The 22,507-nt window shown below is 61.7% G+C and carries 12 protein-coding genes; 3 read left to right on the top strand and 9 right to left on the bottom strand.

Annotated features, from left to right (window positions below):
• Nucleotides 1-33: 33 nt before the first annotated feature.
• From BDB13_RS15700 to BDB13_RS15685, 4 genes are read right to left on the bottom strand one after another with little or no spacing between them, the layout of a single operon-like run.
• Nucleotides 34-966 (bottom strand): siderophore-interacting protein, encoded by a 933-nt coding sequence (locus BDB13_RS15700; protein ID WP_094272458.1) that lies wholly within the window; start codon nt 964-966, stop codon nt 34-36.
• Nucleotides 963-2,264, bottom strand: coding sequence for an enterobactin transporter EntS (gene entS, locus BDB13_RS15695; RefSeq protein WP_094272457.1), 1,302 nt, complete (start codon nt 2,262-2,264; stop codon nt 963-965). The genes BDB13_RS15700 and entS overlap by 4 nt, the downstream gene beginning before the upstream one ends.
• Nucleotides 2,261-3,274, bottom strand: coding sequence for an ABC transporter substrate-binding protein (locus BDB13_RS15690; RefSeq protein WP_094272456.1), 1,014 nt, complete (start codon nt 3,272-3,274; stop codon nt 2,261-2,263). Before BDB13_RS15690 ends, entS begins: the two co-directional genes overlap by 4 nt.
• The gene (locus BDB13_RS15685) at nt 3,271-15,000 is read right to left on the bottom strand and encodes an amino acid adenylation domain-containing protein (RefSeq protein ID WP_441347199.1); all 11,730 of its coding nucleotides are present in this window, start codon (nt 14,998-15,000) and stop codon (nt 3,271-3,273) included. The genes BDB13_RS15690 and BDB13_RS15685 overlap by 4 nt, the downstream gene beginning before the upstream one ends.
• 141 nt (nt 15,001-15,141) lie before the next feature.
• On the opposite strand from BDB13_RS15685, the gene BDB13_RS15680 reads away from it, so the two are divergent.
• Nucleotides 15,142-15,753, top strand: coding sequence for a DUF6642 family protein (locus BDB13_RS15680; protein WP_094272455.1), 612 nt, complete (start codon nt 15,142-15,144; stop codon nt 15,751-15,753).
• A gap of 3 nt (nt 15,754-15,756) precedes the next feature.
• Here the strand turns inward: BDB13_RS15680 and BDB13_RS15675 are convergent, their stop codons facing one another.
• From BDB13_RS15675 to BDB13_RS15655, 5 genes are read right to left on the bottom strand one after another with little or no spacing between them, the layout of a single operon-like run.
• The gene (locus tag BDB13_RS15675; RefSeq protein WP_094272454.1) at nt 15,757-16,206 is read right to left on the bottom strand and encodes a flavodoxin family protein; all 450 of its coding nucleotides are present in this window, start codon (nt 16,204-16,206) and stop codon (nt 15,757-15,759) included.
• 45 nt (nt 16,207-16,251) lie between these two features.
• Nucleotides 16,252-16,899, bottom strand: a complete 648-nt coding sequence (locus tag BDB13_RS15670; RefSeq protein WP_094272453.1) for an isochorismatase family protein — start codon at nt 16,897-16,899, stop codon at nt 16,252-16,254.
• Nucleotides 16,900-16,936: 37 nt separating this feature from the next.
• On the bottom strand, nt 16,937-18,595 hold the full coding sequence (locus BDB13_RS15665) for a (2,3-dihydroxybenzoyl)adenylate synthase (protein WP_094272452.1): 1,659 nt from the start codon (nt 18,593-18,595) through the stop codon (nt 16,937-16,939).
• 36 nt (nt 18,596-18,631) lie between these two features.
• Nucleotides 18,632-19,429, bottom strand: coding sequence for an SDR family NAD(P)-dependent oxidoreductase (locus BDB13_RS15660; RefSeq protein ID WP_094272451.1), 798 nt, complete (start codon nt 19,427-19,429; stop codon nt 18,632-18,634).
• Entirely contained in the window at nt 19,417-19,647 is a 231-nt protein-coding gene (locus BDB13_RS15655; protein WP_094272450.1) for a phosphopantetheine-binding protein, read from the bottom strand. The genes BDB13_RS15660 and BDB13_RS15655 overlap by 13 nt, the downstream gene beginning before the upstream one ends.
• Before the next feature lie 200 nt (nt 19,648-19,847).
• Between BDB13_RS15655 and BDB13_RS15645 the strand changes: the two genes are divergently transcribed.
• Both BDB13_RS15645 and BDB13_RS15640 read left to right on the top strand, forming a co-directional pair.
• Nucleotides 19,848-21,011 carry an isochorismate synthase gene (locus tag BDB13_RS15645; protein WP_094272448.1) on the top strand — a complete coding sequence of 388 codons (1,164 nt, stop codon included), beginning with the start codon at nt 19,848-19,850 and terminating at the stop codon, nt 21,009-21,011.
• Between the two features lie 131 nt (nt 21,012-21,142).
• Nucleotides 21,143-22,453 carry a lysine N(6)-hydroxylase/L-ornithine N(5)-oxygenase family protein gene (locus BDB13_RS15640; protein WP_094272447.1) on the top strand — a complete coding sequence of 437 codons (1,311 nt, stop codon included), beginning with the start codon at nt 21,143-21,145 and terminating at the stop codon, nt 22,451-22,453.
• Nucleotides 22,454-22,507: the final 54 nt, after the last annotated feature.

Genomic DNA, 22,507 nt, shown 5'->3' with positions numbered 1-22,507 from the left:
ATTTGCCACCGAGGCCAGCATGCCGCTGTCCGATCACTTCCCGATAGCAGTCGACTTCGCCTGGTCCTGCATCGGAATATGCGAGTCCGGCAACGATACTGGGCCGATCGAGGCGGAAGGTATGGGCTCGTCGTCGTCCTCGTCGAAGTCAGCAACTCCACGCTTCCAGTAGCCGGTGATCAGGTGGTCACCGGCGTTCAAGCCGAGCTCGTCGCGTACGAACCGTCGGATCGGCTTGAGGCTGGTGGCCTCACCCGACACCCAGGCGTAGACCCGCTCGCCTTCCGGCACGGACACCGTTCGAACTGCGCGCTCGAGCAGGTCGGAATGCCCAGCCGGAACGTCGCCGCGGTGCAACCATCGAACCTCGACGCCCTCGGGAGCGGCCAGTTCGATCTGCTGCGACGCATCAGTGACCTCGATAAACACCCATCCTGCGGCGGCTTCCGGAAGCATCTCCAACCAACGAGCAATCGCCGGCAATGCGGTGATGTCCCCGGCCAGCAGATACCTGTCGTATGTCCACGGAACTACGACGCCACCAGGCGGACCCGCCACGTGAACCCGGATTCCGGGAGTCGCCGCAATCGCCCAATCGGAGGCGAACCCGCCGGAGTGGAGCGCGAAGTCGAGGTCCAACTCCCCCAGTTCGGCGTCGTATCTCCGCACGGTGTATTCACGTGAAATGGGAAGTGGGCGAGGCCACTTCAGGCCGCTGCCATCACGCTCCGGCAACCGTACGGTGCCGTCGGCATCCGGATACACCAGCCGTACGTGCTCGTCGGGGGCATGCGATTCGAAGCCCGCCAACTCCGGACCGGCCAGCGTCAGGCGCAGCAACCCGGAACCGACCATAGTGCTGCGGACAACTTCGAGTTCGCGAATACCGATGGGGTACGGCACCTTTGCGCTGCTGGCGCCGGCCCGAACTTCGGCGATGGTCGTTAGGTGGTCTCCTCGGTTCATGAACTGCCTTCCTTGTCTTGCTGTGTCGTGCCTACCGGCACCGGGCTTTCACGAAGATCCATCTCGACAACTTCCGACGTTGCTCGACGTACCGAACCGAGCGTCCCGAGCAGCACCAGTCCGAGAGCCGAACCGGCAATACCCAAGGCCAACAGTGCAGTTCCCGGTTCCAGCCACTGTCCGAGGAATCCGGCTGCCATAGATCCGATGGCAGTGCCCGTGACGGCCTGCACCATCCACAGACTCGACACCCGGCCACGAAGTTCGTCGGGTGTGTTCTGTTGGAGTACCGCAAATCTCAAAATGTCGTTGAGCGCTCGTCCGAGTCCGAAGCCTGCCAGGCCGAGGAATGCGAGAACCACAGCACCCGACGCCCCGAGGACTACCAGCCCGAGCGGCATGAAGGCTACCGATATCAGCATGGCTGCACCGTTGCGCTGAACACGTCCGGTCCATCCGCTCGTCAACGACCCGATAACGGCGCCCACTGCCGGCGCTGCGTAGAGCAGACCCAGCATCGTGGGCCCGCCGCCGAGCACCTGATCGACAAAAGCTGGAAGTAGCACCATCGGCCCACTGACAAACATGACCAGGAGCCCGCTGATCAGGATCCCACGAATGACGGAATGGCTACCCGCAAACTTCACCCCGGTCACGAGAGCCCGAATGGGGCTCTCGTGATCAGTTCCCGGAGCCGGAGCCGGGCCGACTGCCTGGAACAATGTGACAGTTCCGGCAGTGGCCGCTGCGGCTACAAAGTACGTAATGGGAATTCCGCCAGCCGCGATGATCACGCCGGCAACAGCCGGCGCGACCATCGTCCCGATATCGGTGGTCAGCGCCACGAGCGCGCCGGCTGCCGCCATCTTGTTGCGTAGCAACAACGTCGGCATCAAGGCCATCAAGGCCGAACTACTGACACCGCCGGCCAATCCATCGATCGCCGCTGCGACATAGATGACCCACATCGACGGATGTGGCAGTAGTGCGTTGCATCCGAGAATGATGAATCCGAGACCCGCAGCACTGCGGGCCAATTGGATGGTGCGTCGGCGATCGTATCGATCGGCGAGCACACCGCCGAACAGGCTGCCGAAGAACATCGCGATAGCCATCGCGGTGGAAACTCCGGCAACCTGCAAGGTTGACCTGGTGAGCTGGTACGTCTGCGCAGGAACGGCTACGACGAGCAGCCCGATCCCGAGCAGCGAGATCAATCGCGCGGAAAAGGCGTACCGGAAGGGACGGCTGGTCCGCAATGGTGAAACATCGATCACCAGCCCACCGAGTCGGGTCATCCGAAGGTCTGACCGATCAGATCGAGAGTTGCCATTGCGCCGTCGTAGTCAGGACGGTAGCTGGTGGCGGGGAGCTCGAACGTCGTACCGGCCTTGAAGGACGGCAACTGTGAGTACAGCGGATCGGTGGCAAGTTCTGCCATCGGACGTCCGGACACCGGAATGACAAACGCCACCGGTGCGTCGGCAACCTGCGACAGCAGTTCCGGGCTGACCTCGAACGAGTCACCCGAACCGAAGAGCTGCGGGTTACCGGCCTTGGTCATGACGTCGTCGGCGACAAACCCGAGCTCGCTGAGCATTGCGGGCAGGGCTGCCGTCGGCGGCACGAGGTACGGCTTGTTGTTGGCAAGCGAGAGGATGTAGACGACGTTGCCGGCCGGAACCTTGATCTTGCCCTTGACGTCTTTCACCTTCGCGTCGTAGGCGGCCATGAGGGCGGGAACCTGATCGGAACGGCCCGCTGCGTCGGCGACGATTTCGAGCTGCTTGTCCCAGGCGGCTACGGTCCGCGGGACCAGAACCGTTGGTGCGATAGCGGTGAGCTTGTCGTAAAGTTCCTCGGCCTGAACAGAAGTAACACCCTGTCCACCACCGATAATCAGGTCAGGGTTGGCGGCGGCAACGGCCTCGACGCTGAGCTGCTCACCAGCGGGAAGTTCCGTGGTGCCCTGCTTCTTGGCTGCATCCGACCAGGCCGGCGGGAATCCACCCTCGAGGTTGGTCACCCCGAGGACGCGGGTATCGGTGGCAACCACCGGAGCGTCGAGAGCGTAGAGGTAGCCGGCGAGTCCGCCGCTGAGGACCACGATGCGCTCGGCCGAAGCCGGCACTGTGACGGCACCCTTGTCGGTCTGGACTACGCGCGTCGTGGGCTCGTCTGCCTTGGCAGGTTCGTCCGATGACGCACTGCTGCACCCGACCATCGCCATGAGTGCGACGATCATCAGTCCCGCGATAGCGGCGGGACGTCGCCTACTCCGTGTCGCGAGCGGTGGTGTGGACTTCATTTGTTATCTCCCATTGTGTTTCCAACTGTGTGGTCTGTGTGCTTCGACAAGGCAAGGTGTGTCGCAAGTTCGGCAACTGTCGGATGAGCCATCAGGGTCCCGACGCCGACGGTGATCGAGAGGTCGTGTTCCACCTCGCCCACCAAGTGCATGGCCCGTAGCGAATCGCCGCCGAGATCGAAGAAACTCTCCTCCGGATTCACGGTTTCGACGTCGAGAACGCGCGCAAAGACCTGGCACAGTTGCCTTTCGGCGTCTGTGCGCGGCGCCCGTGCGGCCGCGCGCGGCGGGGGCGCCGGCAATGCTGCCCGGTCCAGTTTTCCGTTCGGGGTCAACGGGATCGTGTCCACCGTGACGATGTCGGACGGAACTAGATGCGCCGGTATACGTTCACGCAGGTACGGCCGGAGATCACCAGGCGCACAACCATCTTCGGGAATCACATATCCGATCAGACGTGGAGGCGCACCGTTCTCGCTGCGGACCGTTGCCGCTGTGCGAAGCACGCCGGGGCACGCAGCGAGCGCGGCCTCCACTTCACCCAACTCGATTCGAATCCCGCGGATCTTCACCTGATGGTCTGCGCGGCCCCGGTATTCGAGTTCACCGTCCCGGCGTCGCAGAACCATGTCGCCCGTTCGATACATGCGCCCGCCGGGTGCGTGCGGATCGGCAACAAACACCGAAGATGTCAGCGCCGTTCGATGGAGGTATCCCATCGCCGTGCCGTCGCCGGACATATAGAGCTCGCCCACTGCGCCGACGGGAACTTCACGAAGACCCGAATCAAGCACTCGTGCACAAGCATTGCGGACAGGTCGTCCGAGGCACGGCGTGACACTCCCCTGCACCGGCGACCCCATCGCATTGATCGTGAACTCGGTCGGTCCGTACAGGTCGTAGCCGTCGACGCCGTCCTGATCACGCAATCGTGACCACAATTCCGCGGGCACGGCTTCTCCTCCGAGCATGACCAGGGCGGGTGTCCGCTCACCGTCGAGAAGACCTGCTGCCATCAATTCCCGTGCATACGACGGCGTCACGTTCACCACGTCGATGCCGACCTTTCGGTAGTGCTTGACCAGCGACCCCGGATCAAGGCGGGCCTGCTCGTCGATCACGTGAACTTCATGGCCGGCGAGCAGCCAGAACAGCTCTTCCCAGGACATGTCGAACGAGAACGACACCGTATGCGCAATGCACAGACGTCCTGCCTTCTTCTCAGTGGGAGTGAAGATTTCGGCCTTGTGATTGTGGTACATCGTGGTCAAGCCTCGATGGCCCACTACAACGCCCTTGGGCTTGCCGGTACTGCCGGAGGTGTAGATGACGTAGGCGGGTTGATCCGCCGTCGTCGGTCCACCAACTGCTGCCGCGGAAACAACAGGCGCTTCGGCCCGCCCGTCGAGCACATCAGCAACATCCGGCGCGTCGATGACCACGCACGGACGTCCGTCCGGGGCGACTACGTCACGCTGCTCACCGGTAGTGATCACCAACGCGGCGGTGCTGTCCTCCATCAACTCCCGCAACCGCGCCGGCGGATGCGCCAGGTCCAGCGGAAGGTACGCGGCTCCGGTTCGCATGACGGCAAAGATCGCGACAACATGGTCTGCAGTACGCGGAAGAGCTAGCGCCACAACGCTGGACGGCCCGGCACCTCTCGACGCCAGGATCCGGGCCAGCCGATCGACACGAGTGTTCATCGCTGCGGCACTCAGTGTGACGTCACCGAAGACCAGCGCGGTCTCGTCCGGTGTCGCCCGGGCTCGCTCGCGCAGTAGTGCGTCGACGCTGCCGCTGGGCTCACCGGGAAGTGGCATCCGGGCACGAAGTGGCGCAAATTCGACCGGAGTGTTCGCACGCGGAACAGTCGTGTCCGCCACCGTGACAGCGTCCGACCCTGCGATCAGTTGGAGGATCGCGACGGTGCGGGCAAGCAGGTCCTCCGCGATGGAAGCGGGAACCAGATCGGGCCGGTTTTCCAGAACGAGCGACATCGAGGCATCAGCGACTCCCGGGTCCACATCCAAGGTCAGCGCGTAGTGCGTACCGTCCACCGCGTCGAAACCCACAATCCCGCTGCGCTCGAACGTGTTCCGACGCCCTTGTTCATCACGCGGGGTATTGCGGAAGACGTAGAGCGTGTCGAAAAGCGTCGCAAAGCCTGCGGCGCGCTGAACGTCGCCGAGACCGAGATGGTGATGTTCGAGCATGGAACCTTGTTCCCGGAACAGGCGACCGAGCAGATTCGGAATCGTTTCCCCCGGCCGTACCTGAACGCGCACCGGAATGGTGTTGAGCGCCAACCCCACCATCCGATCGGCGCCGTCCACGTCCGGTGAGCGTCCGGACACCGTCGAACCGAAGACGACGTCGTCGCGGCCGGTCACCGCGCGCAACGCCAAGCCCCACGCAGCGGAGACAACGGTGGACAGTGTCACGCCGCTACGACGGGCAAGATCACAAACAGCCTGGGTAGTGCTCGGTTCCAACAGAACTCGGCTGAATACCGGCAGCGGCGCGCTTCCGCCGACACCGGTACCGGTACCGCCCAGGAGCGTCGGCTGCTCGAGATCGGCCAGATAGTTCTTCCACGCCGACAACTCCTCCGTGCGATCTGTTTCTGCGAGCCATCGCAAGTGGTCACGGAAATCGGCGGGTTCTTCCAACGCTACATCCAGGCGAACCGGATCGGTGCCCTGCGAACGAGCAAACTCGTACAGTGCAAACAGTTCCGCATACATCAACGTCTGTGACCAGCCATCGGTCAGCAGGTGATGCTGTGTGAAGACGAGATGTGCTCCCCCACCCGGTAGCCACACCAGGACCATCCGAATAAGCGGCGGAGCACTCAAATCGAAGAGTGTGCCGAACTCTGCCTCGTCCAAAGTCTGGACCACAGATTCCAATTCATCAGCGGCAACACCGGTGAGGTCCACTTCTCGGAACGGCATCGCGGCAGCTCGCGGAACAAACTGGACCGGCGCATCGAAACCGGCGTGCGTGAATCCTGCACGCAGATTGGGGTAGCGCCGCAACAGTGCATCGCCTGCTGCGCGCAGTGCTGACGCATCTACCGCGGCGTCCGGAGAGAACTCGAACCGTGGCTGCATGTGATAAGCGTCGGTACCATGTGCTCCGTCGAGTACCGATTGGAAGTACATGCCCTCCTGCAAGGGTCCCAGAGGCAAGACGTCCTGCCAGTCCGGACTGAGGGAATCGAGTCTTGCCCGACGATCGACGTCCACTGTCACCAACGGGCGGCGGATCTGATCCGGCGCAGTTTCCGGCAGTGCTTTGCGGTCGACCTTTCCGTTCAGCGTCAACGGAAGTGAGTTCAGAACCGTGATCGTCTGCGGCACCATGTGTTCAGGAAGGAGCAGCGCAATTTCCTTGCGAACCAGCACCGAATCGAGGACCGAGCCTCCGCCGGGCACCACGTATCCGTGCAGACTGCCCGTTCCTGCAGCGTCCACCCGGACGGTGGCCGCGGCGCGGGACACGCCCTTCACCGCATTCAGCGCACCTTCGACCTCGCCGAGTTCGATGCGGAAACCGCGAACCTTCACCTGATCATCTGCGCGGCGCAGGAAGTGGAGCACTCCCTGGCGTCGTCGTACAAGGTCACCCGTGCGATAGAGGCGTGCGCCCGGCACACTCGGATCAGCCACGAACCGCGCGACCGTGAGATCGGGTCGATTCAGGTATCCGCGCACAACCTGGGTACCACCCAGATACAGTTCGCCGGCCACACCTTCCGGAACCTCGCGTAGATCGTCGTCCAAAATTCGAGCATGCACATCGGTCCACGGTCGCCCGATTGTGACCCGATCACCGAGTGCCAGCACTGCCGACGTCGCCCACACGGTAGCTTCGGTGGGCCCGTACACGTTTCGCACTGCAGAGCTGAACTGCACGAGGTTGTCAGCCAGATCCTGCGGGAGCGCTTCTCCGCCCACCAACGCACGGACCTGACCGAGTTGCTGGGCATTTTCATGCTCCGTGACCACTCGCCACAGCGACGGTGTTGCCTGCATGACTGTCGCCCCGCTGGCGGTAATCAACTCCAGCAACGCATCCGGATCTCGGACCGTGCGGCGATGGGCAAGAACGATAGTTGCGCCGGCAGCGAGGGGACACAGCAACTCCAACGCTGCAATGTCGAACGACACCGTCGTCACAGCAACAATGCGATCACCCGGCCTGATCCAGCGATCTTCTATGACGGTGTCCGTGAATGCCGCGAGGTTTGCCGTCGAGACCATCACGCCCTTGGGTCGACCGGTCGACCCTGAGGTGTGAATGACGTAGGCGAGGTGTTCACCAGCGGGTCGTGGTGCGGGAAGTACAACGCCGGTCGCGGCGAGTTCACCGTCTACCAGAACCATCGCCGGCGCAGCGTGTGGAAGTTGTCCGGCGACATCGGTACTCGTGAGAACACACACCGGTGCCGCGTCCTCGATCATGAACTCGAGGCGCTCGGCCGGGTAGTCGACATCGAGGGGCAGATAGACCGCTCCGATGCGCAGAACTGCCAGCAATCCAGCCACCAGATCCGCAGTCCGGTCCAACGCGACCGCCACGACCTTTTCGGGTCCGGCACTGGCAGCGACGAGTTCTCGTGCCACATCGTCCACTCGGGCGGACAGCTCCCGATAGGTGAGCGTAGAACTGCCGGAAACAACTGCAGGTGCGTCGGGGGTTCGCTGAACCTGCCGTGCAAACAACAGCGAAATTCCCGCCGGCGCAACCTCACGGCGTGGTGGATCCCGATGCGGTTCACCCTCCGAGAAGCGCACGCCCGAGACGACAACATCGGCGCCCGCTCCAAGCACCGACTTCACGCCGTCGAGCACTGCATCCGCGGTGACGGCGTCGAACAACTCGGCATTGACCGTCAGCCGAAGTTCGGTTCCGGTACAGACAAATTCGAGGTCGACGGGGTCTTCGGCCAGATGACCGACGCGGGCGGCGAACAAACTTGCGCGAGGCCGGTCCAGAAGATCCGCAATACGATCGAGGGTCACGTCGCCATGCGCCAACGCTCCCGAAACTGCATCCTCGACCCGGGTCACGACCTCACCGAAGGTTGGCCGATCGTTCAGATTTACCCGGATGACGTTCTCGGTGTTGTTCTCGACGAGACCGACTGCGATATCGCGGCCGCCACCGAATGCGCTGAGAGTGGTTGCAACGGCAGCTATCAGCACCGTCTCGTAGTCGATCCCACTGCTCAATTGCCGGAAGTACGTGTGTGCGCGGTACGCCGTACCTCGTGGTCGGTCAGACGGAAGGTCCAACTCGAGCGGCAAACCTGCGAGAGCCTTTACCCAGTACCGCTCGTGAGCGGGATCGCCCGGAGCGGCAGCAAGACGTACCGGCTCCAGCTCATCCACGACCGAGACAGACGTTGTTACGACTCCCTTGACCGCGAACTTCGAGTAATCGATCTGTGCTGCAGCAGCGAGTCCGGTCGGTGTCGGAGTATCGAAGACATCGGAGACGACGACGCGGATTCCCAGCTTACGGAGACTGCCCACCAATCGCATCGCAGTCAGTGAATGCCCGCCGAGAGCAAAGAAATTATCGTCCGGATTCACGCTGGTAAGTTCCAACACTGTTGCCGCACAATGACACACTGCCTCGACGACCACAGGGTCCACGTCAGCTGATGCGATTGCCGGGGTAGCGATCGATGCCGGCGTAACTGCAATGGGTTGATCCGTCCGAACGACCGTCAGAACCTCGGACGCCGGCGTCATCGGCTCGGTCAGTAGCCCAGCGAGGATCTGACCGATCCTGGTGACGATGCGCTGGGCCATCACGCCGGGAACGGCCGCAGGATCGTGGTACAGCACGAGGTCCAGTCCCGTACTCGGCGGCGCCATCAGGGTCATCGGATAGTGCGTAACACCATGATTCGCAAATCCGTCGACGCGCAGCGTGTGCGAATCAGGCTGACCCGCACCGGAGTTCGGGAAGTTTTCGAAGATCAGCAAGGTGTCGAACAACTGCCCGATGTCGGCGATACGTTCGATCTCGGCCAGACTCGTGTGCTCCACGTCTTGAATGTCGAACTGTGCGCTCTGGAGCCCGGCGAATTGATCCAGAAGTGGCTCGTCCGCCGTTATGTGCAGGCGGGCCGGAATCGTGTTGCTGAAGAGCCCGACCATCCCTTCCACACCGGACAGATCGGCAGGGCGACCGGACACGGTAGCGCCGAAAACGACGTCCCACTGCCCCGTCACCTCAGCCAGTACTGCGGCCCAGACCCCTTGGACCAGCGTGTTGATGGTCAACCCGCGTTTGCGTCCGAGGTCGATCAACGCTTGCTCATCAGACGTCGACAGCGGCACCGGAACACTCACCGGCACTCCACGGGCCGGCTTGTCGCCGGCTACGAGTGTCGGGGAAGTCAGGCCACGCAATCGCTCACTCCACGCCGACTGCTGAACCTCTTGATCACGGTCGGCAATCCACGCCAGGTAATCGCGGTACGGGGTCGGCGTCGGCAGATGTGCGTCGCCGTCGTGATACACGTTCATCAACTCACGCAAGACAATCGGAGTTGACCAACCGTCGGTGAGCAGGTGGTGTGCATTGAGAATCAGCCGATGCACGTCGCCGGGCAGGCGAATCAGAAGGGCACGCAACAGCGGCGGCCGGCTGACGTCGAAGACGTGCTCGGCGGCCTCGCTCTCGAGTCGATCCGCCGAACGAAGTGCTGCAGCCGCCGGCACGGACGTCAAGTCCACGGAGCCCCAAGCGACCTTCGCGGCACGCGGAATCGCCTGTACCGGGCGGGCAAACTGCTCGTAATGGAAGGCGGCGCGGAGGTTCGGGTGCCGGTCGATCACGGTCTCGAATGCGTCAGCCAACCGTGCTTCGTCCAGCGGCCCGCTCAGATCGAAACGCGCAGTCAGGGTGTAGACATCTGCAGCGCCATCTCGAACTGCGTGGAACAGCAGCCCTTCCTGGAGTGGGGACAGCGGAAGTAGATCCGCGAGCGGACCATGGATCAACTCGAGTTCGTTGATGCCGTCCTGATCGACCCACTCTGCCGAGCAGTCCGACGGCGTCAATCCGCCGGAGAAGAGAGCAGCGTGGGCGGTCAGCGCGGCCAGCGCCTGATCCCAATGTGCCTGCAATTGCGCAATGGTCACGGCGTCGAGCACACTGCTGGCCGCGGTCCATTCGACAGCCAACTGGGGGGCACCGTCTTCGCGGACAAATGCGTTGAGCGCCAGCACTTCCGACATCACCTTCGTCGGCGGCTCGACCACCGAGAACGCGTCGCGCTCGGGCAGTCGCCATCCGGTTCCGGGCAAAGAAGGGAAGCGTCCGAGGTAGTTGAGCAATAGCTCGGGAGTACCCGATTCGGAAAGCTCGGGTGCAGCAACGGGATCCAGATAACGCAGCACTCCGTAGCCGACCCCGCCGCCGGGAACTGCTCGCTTGGATTCCTTGACTCCACGAAGTAGATGCCCAGCGGCCGAACCGCCACTGAGTGCGTCGACGAGTTGGGCCGCGCTTGAGATTGCACCGGTAGGAACTCGAATCGGGAATTCGCTGGTGAACCATCCGATTGTTCCGGCGAAGTCGCTCTCGCTGGTAAGCGGGTCGCGGCCGTGGCCTTCGACGGTCACGCTCTGCGAGTCACCCAATACCTGTCCGCGGCTGTGCTGCCAGGAACGCAGCGCCAGCATCAGCCCGGCGAGAAGTATCTCGTCGGCCCGTGCCCGGTAGGCCGCGGGGAGCGTCGTCAACAATGCTTCTGTGACCGCGACGGACGCGACAGTCGTCGTCCGCGACGCGGTATCGACCACGTCGACGGCAGGGTCGAGACGACGTTCGCCGATCGGCGCGTCATCGATGGATGCGGACGCCGAAGTCCAGTAGTCGAGTTCGGATCGCAGACTGCCCGTAGTGCCGAACTCCGCCAGTAGCCCCGCGTATCGACGCCATGAACTTCCCACGATTCCCAGCTTCGCCGGCCTGCGTTCGCGTGCAGCGTCAGTCGCTTCGTGAAGATCGGGAAGCAGGATCCGCCAGGAAACCCCGTCGACGATGAGGTGGTGCGCAACCACGATCAACTGATCGGGTTGATCTGATTCGGTCCGCACCACAACGACCCGGAGTAGATTGCCCGCTCGCGGATCAAGTTCATTCGCAGCCGCTTCGGCAGTTCGACGGATCTGTTCGGCATCCGTACTTCCGGAGATTTCTGTGACGAGCCCGTCCGCTCGCACGGCGCCCGACTCGCGAACGATCAACTCGGTTGCGCTGTTACCGGTTCCGCGGCGCAGCAATAGCCGTAGGGCGTCGTGTCGATCGAGGATCGTCTGTACTCCGGACTGCACGTCGTCTCGGGTCAGCACCTCGTCGATGCGCACCGCAGTCCACTGGGCATATCCCGCGATGGATTCGTCAGTGAGATTCTTGTCGGTCAGGGCTCGGACGATCGGCGGCGCAACCACGGATCCAGTAGCCACGTCGACTACTGCGACGATGGATGTCTTGTCATCCGCGACATCACGCGCGCCCGCCGCAATGGTTCCCAGATCACGTTGAGCAAGAAGTTCTTTCGGCGCGATGATCAATCCGCGCACACGCAAGCGACTGCTGATGCTGATGGCCGTGATGCTGTCGCCACCGAGTCCGAAGAAATCCTCGTCGGTACCGACGCGATCCCGTCCCAGGACCTCGGCAACAACATCACACAGGATCAGCTCGCGTGGTGTGGTGGCAGCCCGACCTTCGGATTCGGCGACCGGCGCCGGCATCGCCGCACGGTCGAGCTTGCCGTTGACCGTCACCGGAAGTTCGTCCAGAACTACGAGTGCAGAAGGAACCAGATGATCCGGAACCCGACTGGCGAGAGTCCGGCGCAGTTCTTCTTGCGGCGGCAGGGCCACCCCGGCAGCGGGGACGACATAGCCGACCAAGGTCGGGCGTCCGCCCTCGGTCCGAATCAGTGCAGCCGCAGCTCCGACGCCCGGCACTGAGCCGAGAACTGCTTCGACTTCACTCAATTCGACGCGATGGCCACGGATTTTCACCTGCTCGTCACTACGACCGATGAACTCGTATCCGCGACCCGGAACCCAACGTGCCACGTCACCCGCGCGGTACATGCGGTCGCCCGGGGCTCCGAAGGGGTCGGCAACAAATCGTTCGGTCGTCGCAGCAGCCCGGCCGAGGTATCCCCGGGCCAGCTGCGGTCCGGCCAGGTAGAGCTCGCCTCGCTCGCCGTCGGCAACCGGCTTCAGAGCACTGTCCAGGAGGTAGGCGCGAGTTCCCGCCAGTGGGTAACCGATTCGGGGGCGCTCACCCTCGACGGCCGTCGCAATGGCGTCGACCGTAGCTTCCGTAGGCCCGTACAGGTTTTGCGCCGGCACGCCCGCTTCGATGATCGCGCCCCACAGCGCCGGCGGCGCAGCTTCGCCGCCGACTACCAACAGCGCCAAACGCTGTGGCCCGGTCAGCAATCCGTTGTCGACCAACGCTGCGGCCATCGACGGGGTTGTGTCAACTACATCAATCCGGTCACGTGCAAACGCAGAAACCAGCGCGGCTGCATCCTTCTGGAGTTCCTCGTCATACACGTGAACTCGGTGACCACACAGCAGCCACAGCAGCTGGTCGAGAGAGGCATCGAAGGCAAAGGACGCTGTGTGCGCCGTGTGCAGTTGGCGGTTGCCGACGCGGGCAGCCGTGTCGCGAAAGATCGTCGCGCTGTGATGGTGCAACAGATGCGCGAGTCCGCCGCTCGGCACCAGAACACCCTTGGGCTTTCCCGTAGATCCGGACGTGTAGATGACGTAGGCAAGATGATCAGGATTGCGCGCTGCCGCGAGTTCCGCTGGGGCCAACGGCACATCGGAGTAGCCCGCAAGTTCGCTGCGCACTTCCTCGGAATCCACGGCAACCGGAATCGGCCGGGAATCTCCAACGAGGTGCCCCGCCAAAGCGCCTGTCGTGAGCACAACCTTCGGCTGCGCGTCATCGATCAGATCGCGCAGTCGCTCGGCTGGGTGCTGGGGGTCGAGCGCCACGTACGCAGCACCGGCATCGAAGGTCGCGAGTAGGGCGACGATCATGTCAGATGTGCGCGGAAGTGCTATTCCGACAATGTCATCCGGACCGACACGTCGTGCACGCAATGCGCGCGCCAGTCGATGTACGCGTGCGCCGAGTTCTGCAGCGGTCAGTCGCTCCTCGCCGCAAACAAAGACGGCGTCGTCGGAATGGTCGGCGACAACTCGATCGAAAACATCAGGAACCAGGGCTGCGGAACCCTCGATTCGGGCGGACTCGCGATCAGCAAGAAGCCCCGCGCCTTCGAGCGCGGGCACCATATCCACGTGACCGACGGCGGGATCGCCCTCCCCCACCATTGCATTGATGATGCTGACAAAGCCTGCGAGGCGCCGCGTCACTGAATCACGGGTATTGGTACGGGCATCAACCTCAAATCCGAGAAGAACTTCACCGTCGGCAATCGGTGTCACGGTCAAACCGAGATCCTCGGGCGGTCCACCGGCTACGTTGCGCAGAACCCCCACGGCGCCCGCGAAGTCCAAGGCGAAGTCGAAAGCCTTGAGATTGATGCCGATTCCGTGCAGTAGCGCGCCGGTGCCGGCAACACCGAGATCGCGAGCCAGGTTCTCGCCGCGGTAACGCTGATGCGCGCGCAGGCTTTTCATCGACTCCGCTACCTGCTTGCTCAGGTCACCGAGTCGGTCATGACTGCGGACCGTCAGACGCAAGGGCAGGACATTGACCGCCATTGCGGGAGTCCGCAGGGCCGTGCGTCCGACGCGGGCCATGAGCGGCATCGCGATGACGACATCCGTCTCACCGAGCAGTCGATGCAGGAATGCGCCATAACAAGCGATGAGAGCCTCGGCCCAGGTTGTCCCCGTCGCGTCGGCTGCCGCTTTGAGACCAGTGAGCGTCTTCGCGCTGATGACCTCGCGAACTTGGATAGTTCGTTCTGCAGGCCCCGTGACCTGCTGGCCCCGTCCGTCCAGCGCCGGCAATGGTGTCAGGACATCGCGCCAGTAGTCACGGTCTCGGGTGAACTGCTCGCCCGCGCGGTAGTGCTCGTCCTCTTCAACCAACTGGGCAATCGATCCGAATCGTGTTGGCGCAATTTCGGTTCCGCGCTTCAACGCTGTGTAGTGAGCCGCAACGCGGCGCGAGATCATTGCTGCGCTGTATCCGTCGACAATCAGATGGTGGTAGAGCTGGATGCACCAGACCTCACGATCGGAGAGCCTGATCAGCGAGTACGTGTACAGCGGGCGGTCCACCATGAATCGGCAGTATTCGGATGCTCGACTGCGCTCCGCGTCCACCAGTGCATTGGCAACCGAGATCGGATCGCGCTCGTCGCGCAGATCTGTGATCGGAATGTCGCCGAGCGGGGCGTCGGAAATGATCTGACGCGGACCGTCTTCGGTCTCGATCATCCGCAGGCGCATGGTTTCGGCTTCGCCGATGGTGGCCTTGATGGCGTCCGTCAGTAGTGCGGTGTCGATCTCGTCGTCGCCGGAAATCTCGAGCACTTCACCGACGAGATAGCTCCGAGATTCGGGATCGAGTCTCTGTGCGTTCCAGATCCCGAGTTGAGCCCCTGTGAGAGCAAACGAATCGTTGCTCGGCACGCTGGAGTTCGAACCTGGAAGAACACTCACACTGATCCCCTCATCTTTGAACACACGCCATCCAAGGATGGCCTTACCTTATTTTGGTTAGCCTAAACTAAAGCTGATTGAAATTGGGGATCACAACATCTGCCGTCCCACTCCGCGGAACTGGATCGCTTGTAACGCAAAGACGTTCCCTCAGATATCAAACCTATGACCGCGAAAAAGCCGCCCGGAGTTTTCTGCCTCGAGGGTGAATGGGACGACACGATCGAAAGCACGTTGAGCATCGAGCCCGCACTGCGGCTCCTGGAGGCCCGCGACGACATACGTTTAGTCCATCGAGATGTCGCTACGAAAGCCGAACTTCGGTACTACCTGAACAGATGGCTGGGCACGCGACTCCGCGGATACGACTTCGGCTATCTCGGATTCCACGGAAGCGCCGAATATCTTTACATCGGCGACGAAACACTGTCTCTCGACGAACTCGCCGACATGTTTGATGGTCGATGCGAAGGAAAGGTGCTGTACTTCGGCTCCTGCAGCGTCCTCGCAGCTCCCGATTCTGTCCTGACTAAGTTCTGCCGCGACACCGGCGCGCGCGCAGTCGCCGGATACACGAAGGACGTCGACTGGATCGAAACCGCAGCGTTCGAACTCCTCCTCGTTTCCAAGCTCGTCTACTCGACGAACATGAAACCGGCATACACATCACTCTGCAAGACCTACCCCGACCTAACTCGCCGACTCGGTTTCAGGATGGCCCACTCGACGTGGGCTTCGGACCGAACCATAGCGGTTCTCGCCTCGGATTCGAGCTAGGAACTACATCAGATTTGCAGCAACCGTTCCGCCCAACTCATAGCACTGTTCCCGGATCGACTTATCGACCGGCGCAATCACTTCGAGCGCGTCGGCCACCGCCACCAAACCCATCCCAGTGGCAAGTTTGCGCACCGACGACACGGCACCCGCCGTGTCGTTGTTGCCATGTACCCACAACCCGTAGGGCCGATCCGCAACCGCGCCGAGACATTGGTAGTAGGTGGTGTCGAAAAAATACTTCAAGGCTCCGGACATGTACCCGAAATTCGCAGTAGTTCCGAAGATGTAGCCGTCAGCAGCCAGGACGTCCGGCACCGTCGCGGCCAATGCCGGAATCACCTTCACCTCGACGCCCTCGATCTCGGGGTCGTGAGCGCCTGCCAGCACGGCATCAAGCAGTTCGTGCGTGGCCGGCGAGGGCGAATGGTGAACCACCAACAATGTCTTCACGCTCACGAGAATACGGCGAAGCGCAGTGCCCGTCGCCGTTCTCGCTCAAGCCGGGACGGTCTCAGCGCTCATTGCCTTGACCAGATCGTCGGTACTGGTGACCGAAGCGCAGCGCCCCGCGGCGTATTCGAGAGCCCCAACGTGCTCTTCCAACGAAAAGTCCGCCACCGCATCTCCGACGAAGAAGATTTGAACATCCTGCATAAATCCGTCCAAAGCGGTAGTCAGACAACCGATGTGCGCGTAGATGCCAGTGATGATCAGTTGGTCACGGCCACTCTCGCTCAGCCGCTCCCGAAGGTCCGTCTTGATGAACGCGCTGTATCGCCACTTCGTGAGCATCACGTCTTCGGGGTGCGGTGCCAGTTCGGAGATCACATCGGTGTGCGCGGGGTCTGCCTTCAATCCTGGTCCCCAGAAATCCGACAACAGCGCGCGTTCCTCAGGATCCTGATCGCCTGGCTGCGCGGTGTAGACAATGGGGATTCCGGCCGCGCGAGCCTCGGAGCGCAAACGATCGATGTTCGGCACCACCGTCCGCAGTGGGTCAGCCGTCCGGTCGTAGGCGCCCACGAAGTACTCCTGCATATCGTGCAGAAGCAGCACAGCGCGCGTCGGATCAAGAATCCAGTCGACGCGATTTTCGGGAAACTCGGTGGGCATCGAGTATCGGACTGCAGTGGGTAAAGCCATGAGATTCTCCTCGAGATGTCAGGTGGAATCGAACAACTCAGGACAGCTGAGCGGCTATCGATTCACTGATTGCGCGGCGCAGCGCCGCCTTGCTGGTTTTACCGACTCCGGTAACCGGGAACTCCGTCACGAATTCCACGCGGTCCGGAACCTTGTATGCCGCAACGCCTCGCGCACGAATATATCGCTTGATGTCACCGACGCTGGGCGCTTCACCGGCGATAACCAGCACCGCGCAAGTCCGCTCCCCCAGAAATTCGTCGGGAACGGCGACGACGGCTGCATCGTGAACCGCCGGATGTGAGAGCAGGTGGTTTTCGATTTCCTCGGCTGCTACTTTTTCGCCGCCGCGATTGATCTGGTCTTTTGCGCGACCCTCGACAATCAGATGCCCGGTCTCAGTAACACTGACGAGATCACCGGTGCGGTAAAAACCTTCCGCATCAAATGCCTCGGAGTTGTGTGCATCCGCGCGGTAGTACCCGCGAATTGTGTACGGCCCCCGAGTCAGAAGGTGTCCCGTGGTTCCGGGTCCGACAGAGTCACCGGCGTCGTCGACAACCCGCACCTCGTCATCGGGCGAGATTGGTCGGCCCTGAGTACCGACGATCAGCTCATCACTGTCATCCAGCCGCGTGTAGTTGACCAAACCTTCAGCCATTCCGAACACCTGCTGCAGCGTGCACCCCAGTTCCGTGCGGACCCGAGCTGCGGCTTCCGCACTGAACTTCGCGCCTCCGACGCCCAGAACCCGCAGACTCGACAGGTCATGATCCAACCTGCCGGGAGCTGCCATCCAGGCCAACGCAATGGGCGGTACCAGAGACGCATGAGTAACGTGTTCTTGTTCAATCAGCCGGAAAGCGTTGGACGGCATGGCGTCCGGGGCAAAGACAATTGTGCCGCCGGCGTGAAGTACGCCCAGAATTCCGGGCGAACTCATCGGAAAATTGTGTGCTGCCGGAAGAACCACCAACATGCGTGTCGACTCGTCGACACCACAGATGGGGTTGGACGCTCGTACCGAATACAGGTAGTCAGCATGAGTTCGCGGAATCAGCTTCGAGACACCCGTCGTGCCGCCGGAAAGCTGAAGAAACGCAACCGAGAGTGGATCCACGGACGCCGGTACCAGCGCATCGTTTTCCCTCAACGAGCCGAAGCTGACAAACTCTTCGGCCTCACCGGCAACGATCACGATGGGAGGCACTTCGAGCGTCTCGATCACATCACGAGCCAGCTTTCGGTAGTCGAACCCACCGTGCCGATCAGCGACGATATACGCAGCGACATCAGCGAACTCGCAGAAGTATCCGATCTCCGTACGCCGATGCGCGGGCAGCCCGAAGACCGGTAGTGCACCCAACTTCAGCACGGCAAACAGCGCCTCGGTGTACTCAACGATGTTCGGCAATTGCAGCAGGACCCGGTCACCGGGCCCAATTCCCAGTGCTGACAAACCGCTCGCGACCGCAGAGCTTCGCTGGTCGAGGTCGGAATAGGTCAGGCGTACATCGACGCCGTCCCCGTCACGGCCGACAACGGCTTCGTTGTCGCGAAAGCGTGCAGATGAGGCGGTCAAAAACCCGGCGAGCGTATCGTCCGTCCAATAGCCCTGCTCACGATAGTGTTTCACCAACTCGGGCGGATACTGCGCTACCGGAGCCAAGGGCTCGCGGGCGATCCTCGTAGTCATGCGGAGACTCCTCTTCGAAGATTCGACGGATGTTTCTCAAGCTTTGAGCGTGGCGCCGCCGTCTACGTACAGCGCCTGCATGGTGATGTGCGCTGCCCGATCGGACAACAAGAAGTGCACGGAGTCGGCAATATCAGCTGCAGTTGCAAGCTTGCCCAAGGGAATTCCCAGGCGATACGCAGCGAGGTTACCTTCGATCACGGCCTCGGCACCCGCAGCGTCCGAAGGATCGACCCAGAGTGAACGCTGCATGGCGGTGTCTGTGGACCCCGGGGCTACGACGTTGACCCTGATTCCGTCGCCGGCCAGTTCGAGTCCGGCAGTACGGACCAGCATTGTTGCGGCCGCTTTGGAAGATCCATAGGCACCCATACCGATTCGGGGAACCCCCGCAGCGTTGGACGAGACGACGACTATCGAACCCGACCGACGCGTGCGCATCTCTCGTCCGACGCTCTGCAGGACGTTGAGCAATCCGAAGACATTGACGTCGAAGATGTTGCGCCACAATGTCGGATCCGAGTCGAGTACCGAGCCCGTATCGAGTACCCCGGCCACGTGCGCCAGAGCATCGATTGTTCCGAATCGTTCGACGACCGATTCGATCGCCGTGTCGACACCGTCACGATCAGTCACATCGACGACGTAAGTGACGATCTCACCGTCGAACGTTGCATCCAATTCAGCGGCAACACTGCCGAGTTCAACACCGTCACGATCGAGCAGTGCCAGAGAATACCCGTCCGAGGCCAGTATCCGAGCTACCGCGGCGCCGATACCTGCGGCGGCGCCCGTGACAACGGCAACCCTAGCGCGCGAACTCACTGGGGGCACAGAACCGTTGCCCAGGCATTGATCGTCTGCTCTTCCGCCAACTCCGCAAAATCTGCATCCGCCCCGTCGGCCCGCCAGCGTTCGACGAGCGTCATGAGTCGGACCGAGTCCAGTCCTTCATCCCCGAGATCCGCGTCGCCGCCGAGTTGTTCTGCCCTCATCGACAGGACCTCGGCGACGTCGCGCACGATCCGGTCGCGGTCTACGGTGCTGCTCATTGATCTCCTCGAAGTAGTGATCGACACGCTCGGCGCGGGTCGTATCAACCTCATTTCGACCTCACACAACCGCAGCGACTTTGGACAGCCTAACCACATTGGTACGCAAGTACACAACATCAAAACCTGCAACACAATTTTCGGCCAACTAAGGCTAGCCTCAACACAGTAAGTGTCTCGATCAACCTGGAAAGGTGTCCATGTTCGCAGTCGCCGAAGTCGACGAATACCCGTTGCACACCAACCGATCTGACACCGGTACGGATTCGGTTTTCTTGCTCTCACGTAGGCAAACGTCGGTACGAACGTCAGGCGTCGTCGAGGAATTCGACTCGGCTTTCGATGCCACCGAAGCCCTCAAAACCGGGCGCATCGACTCGGTTGTGGGCGCTATTCCGTTCGCCCCGACGACCCCCTGCGCACTCATCGCACCGCTGAGCTTCACCCGAGTTCGGGGTGACCTACATCACGATCAACCGCTCAATCTTCCTCCCGCCCGGGTAACAGATCTCGAACCGAAACCCGGCGCGCACACCGACCGCATTCGCAGCGCGATCACACGCCTGCGGGCCGGCGAACTACACAAAGTGGTTCTCGCACGTTCGCTGAGAATCGAGACGGAATCACCGATCTCACCCACCGCACTGGCAAGCCGATTGATCGCACTCGATCAATCGCATAACGGATTTTGCGTTGACCTCTCCCCGGCCGGCGGAAAATATCGCGGACGATCTTTGGTCGGTTCGACGCCCGAAGTCCTGATCGAACGACGCGGAAATGTCGTAACGTGTCACCCGCTCGCCGGTTCGATTGCGCGCCACCCTGATCCGCAGCAGGATGAGACGAACGCCCGCGAACTGGTGGCATCCGCGAAAGACTTGACGGAGCATGCTTTTGTGGTCGATTCGATCAGTGCGATTCTCGGACCGCTGTGCCGGTCGTACTCCGCACCGAACACTCCGGAACTGCTTCGCACACCACAACTCTGGCACCTCGGGACCAAAATCGAGGGAGTCCTGGCCGATCCGAATCTGACAGCGCTGGAACTCGCGCTGGCATTGCATCCCACTCCGGCAATCTGCGGGACACCGACCGAGGTCGCCCGCGACCACATCACAGCGACCGAAGCCGATCGTGGGTTCTATGCGGGCGCGATCGGCTGGTGCGACCGAACCGGCGACGGCGAGTGGATGGTGGCCATCCGATGTGCCGAGATCGCCGCTGACGGCATGTCTGCTCGTGCGTACGCGGGCGGAGGAATTGTGGCGTCGTCCGACCCCGAAGCCGAATTACGCGAGACCCGCACGAAGTTCCGAACCGTTCTCACCGCATTCGGAGTTACCGAAAGCGATCTCGACACGTAGCCAACACAGAGTGGCCGAATTTTGATACTTTGAGTTCGATCGCCGTCTGACGCTCATCACGCGCGAAATCTCATTTTCTTTGGTGGACAATACGGTTCACTGACTTTTCCACGAAACATCAGGAGGAAATCATGCATTTCCGTGACACTGTGAATCACCAGAACTCGACACCGCACGATGACGACGTCATCGATGTGATCGGCGTCGGATTCGGTCCGTCGAATCTGGGCCTCGCTATCGCTATTCGCGAGTACAACGAGGCGCGGGATTCCGAGGACCATATTTCAGCTCGGTTCGTCGAATCGAAGCCGACATTCGGCTGGCATCCCGGAATGTTGATTCCTGACACAACCATGCAGGTTTCCTTCCTGAAGGACCTTGCCACACAACGCAACACCACCAGTCGGTTCACGTTTCTCAACTTCTTGGCAGAGCACGAGCGACTGAGTCACTTCGTGAACTACCAGACGTTCTTTCCCACGCGGATCGAATTTCACAAGTACCTGGAGTGGGCAGCCGCCACCGTCGACGCAGCAGTCGACTACGGCACTCGGGTAGTCGAGATCATCAGCGCTGGTGACTATTTCGAGGTCACGACCAACGGCCAGGCCGAAGGAACGCTCAGAGCCCGCAACATCGTCATGGCGGGCGGGCTGACGGCCACGTTGCCCGACGGCGTCTCCCCCACCAACCGCCAGTTCCACAACCACAATCTCTTGTTCGATCTGGCAGAACTACCGCCGATTCGGAACAACTCCTTTGTTGTCGTCGGCGCGGGACAGAGCGCTGCCGAAGTGGCGCGGTATCTCCATTCGACGTATCCGCAGGCCGAGGTGCACGCCGTGTTCGGGAAGTACGGGTACAGCCCGTCCGACGACAGTCCCTATGCCAACCGCATATTCGACCCCGTCGCTGTCGACGATTTCTACTCGTCGTCACCGGACATTCGGGATCAACTACTCAAATATCATCGCGGAACCAACTATTCGGCGGTCGACCTGCCACTGATCGAAGAGCTGTACGCACTGGAGTATGCCGAGCGCGTACAAGGCCCGCGACGCCTGTTTGTCCACGGGGCTTCGTCCATCTCCGCGATTCACGAAGACGCCGGCGGAGTAGACGTCACTGTCGAGCACCGCCCGACCGGACTCACCGAGACTTTCCGCAATGACGCCGTCATCTATGCGACAGGTTTCAAGCCCATGGACCTACCATCCATCCTCGGACCACTCTGCAACAGAGACGATTTCGACAAGAACGGGCCTTCGGTTACCCGCGACTATCGATTGATCACCAACGAGGAGTGCGGCGGTTCGATATTTCTCCAAGGTGGCACTGAGCACTCACATGGGCTCACGTCGTCGCTGCTGTCCAACATCGCAATCCGATCGGGTGAGATCCTTGCAACTGTCGCATCGCACCGAGCGACAGTAACCGTCTGAGAAAACCGCTGTCCCCTTACCTTTGTCCGGCATTCTCCGCCTAAGTCCCGTTTG

Source organism: Rhodococcus sp. OK302, assembly GCF_002245895.1.
GTDB lineage: Bacteria > Actinomycetota > Actinomycetes > Mycobacteriales > Mycobacteriaceae > Rhodococcus_F.
Note: the sequence above shows the minus strand (reverse complement) of the source record. Positions and strands in the feature narration are given on the sequence as shown.

Bases quoted from the DNA above. Each gene is read 5' to 3' on its own strand.
- entS (WP_094272457.1), bottom strand. From the start codon at position 2,264: ATGACCCGACTCGGTGGGCTGGTGATCGATGTTTCACCATTGCGGACC.
- BDB13_RS15670 (WP_094272453.1), bottom strand. From the start codon at position 16,899: ATGGCTTTACCCACTGCAGTCCGATACTCGATGCCCACCGAGTTTCCC.
- BDB13_RS15680 (WP_094272455.1), top strand. From the start codon at position 15,142: ATGACCGCGAAAAAGCCGCCCGGAGTTTTCTGCCTCGAGGGTGAATGG.
- BDB13_RS15640 (WP_094272447.1), top strand. From the start codon at position 21,143: ATGCATTTCCGTGACACTGTGAATCACCAGAACTCGACACCGCACGAT.
- BDB13_RS15645 (WP_094272448.1), top strand. From the start codon at position 19,848: ATGTTCGCAGTCGCCGAAGTCGACGAATACCCGTTGCACACCAACCGA.
- BDB13_RS15655 (WP_094272450.1), bottom strand. From the start codon at position 19,647: ATGAGCAGCACCGTAGACCGCGACCGGATCGTGCGCGACGTCGCCGAG.
- BDB13_RS15700 (WP_094272458.1), bottom strand. From the start codon at position 966: ATGAACCGAGGAGACCACCTAACGACCATCGCCGAAGTTCGGGCCGGC.
- BDB13_RS15665 (WP_094272452.1), bottom strand. From the start codon at position 18,595: ATGACTACGAGGATCGCCCGCGAGCCCTTGGCTCCGGTAGCGCAGTAT.
- BDB13_RS15690 (WP_094272456.1), bottom strand. From the start codon at position 3,274: ATGAAGTCCACACCACCGCTCGCGACACGGAGTAGGCGACGTCCCGCC.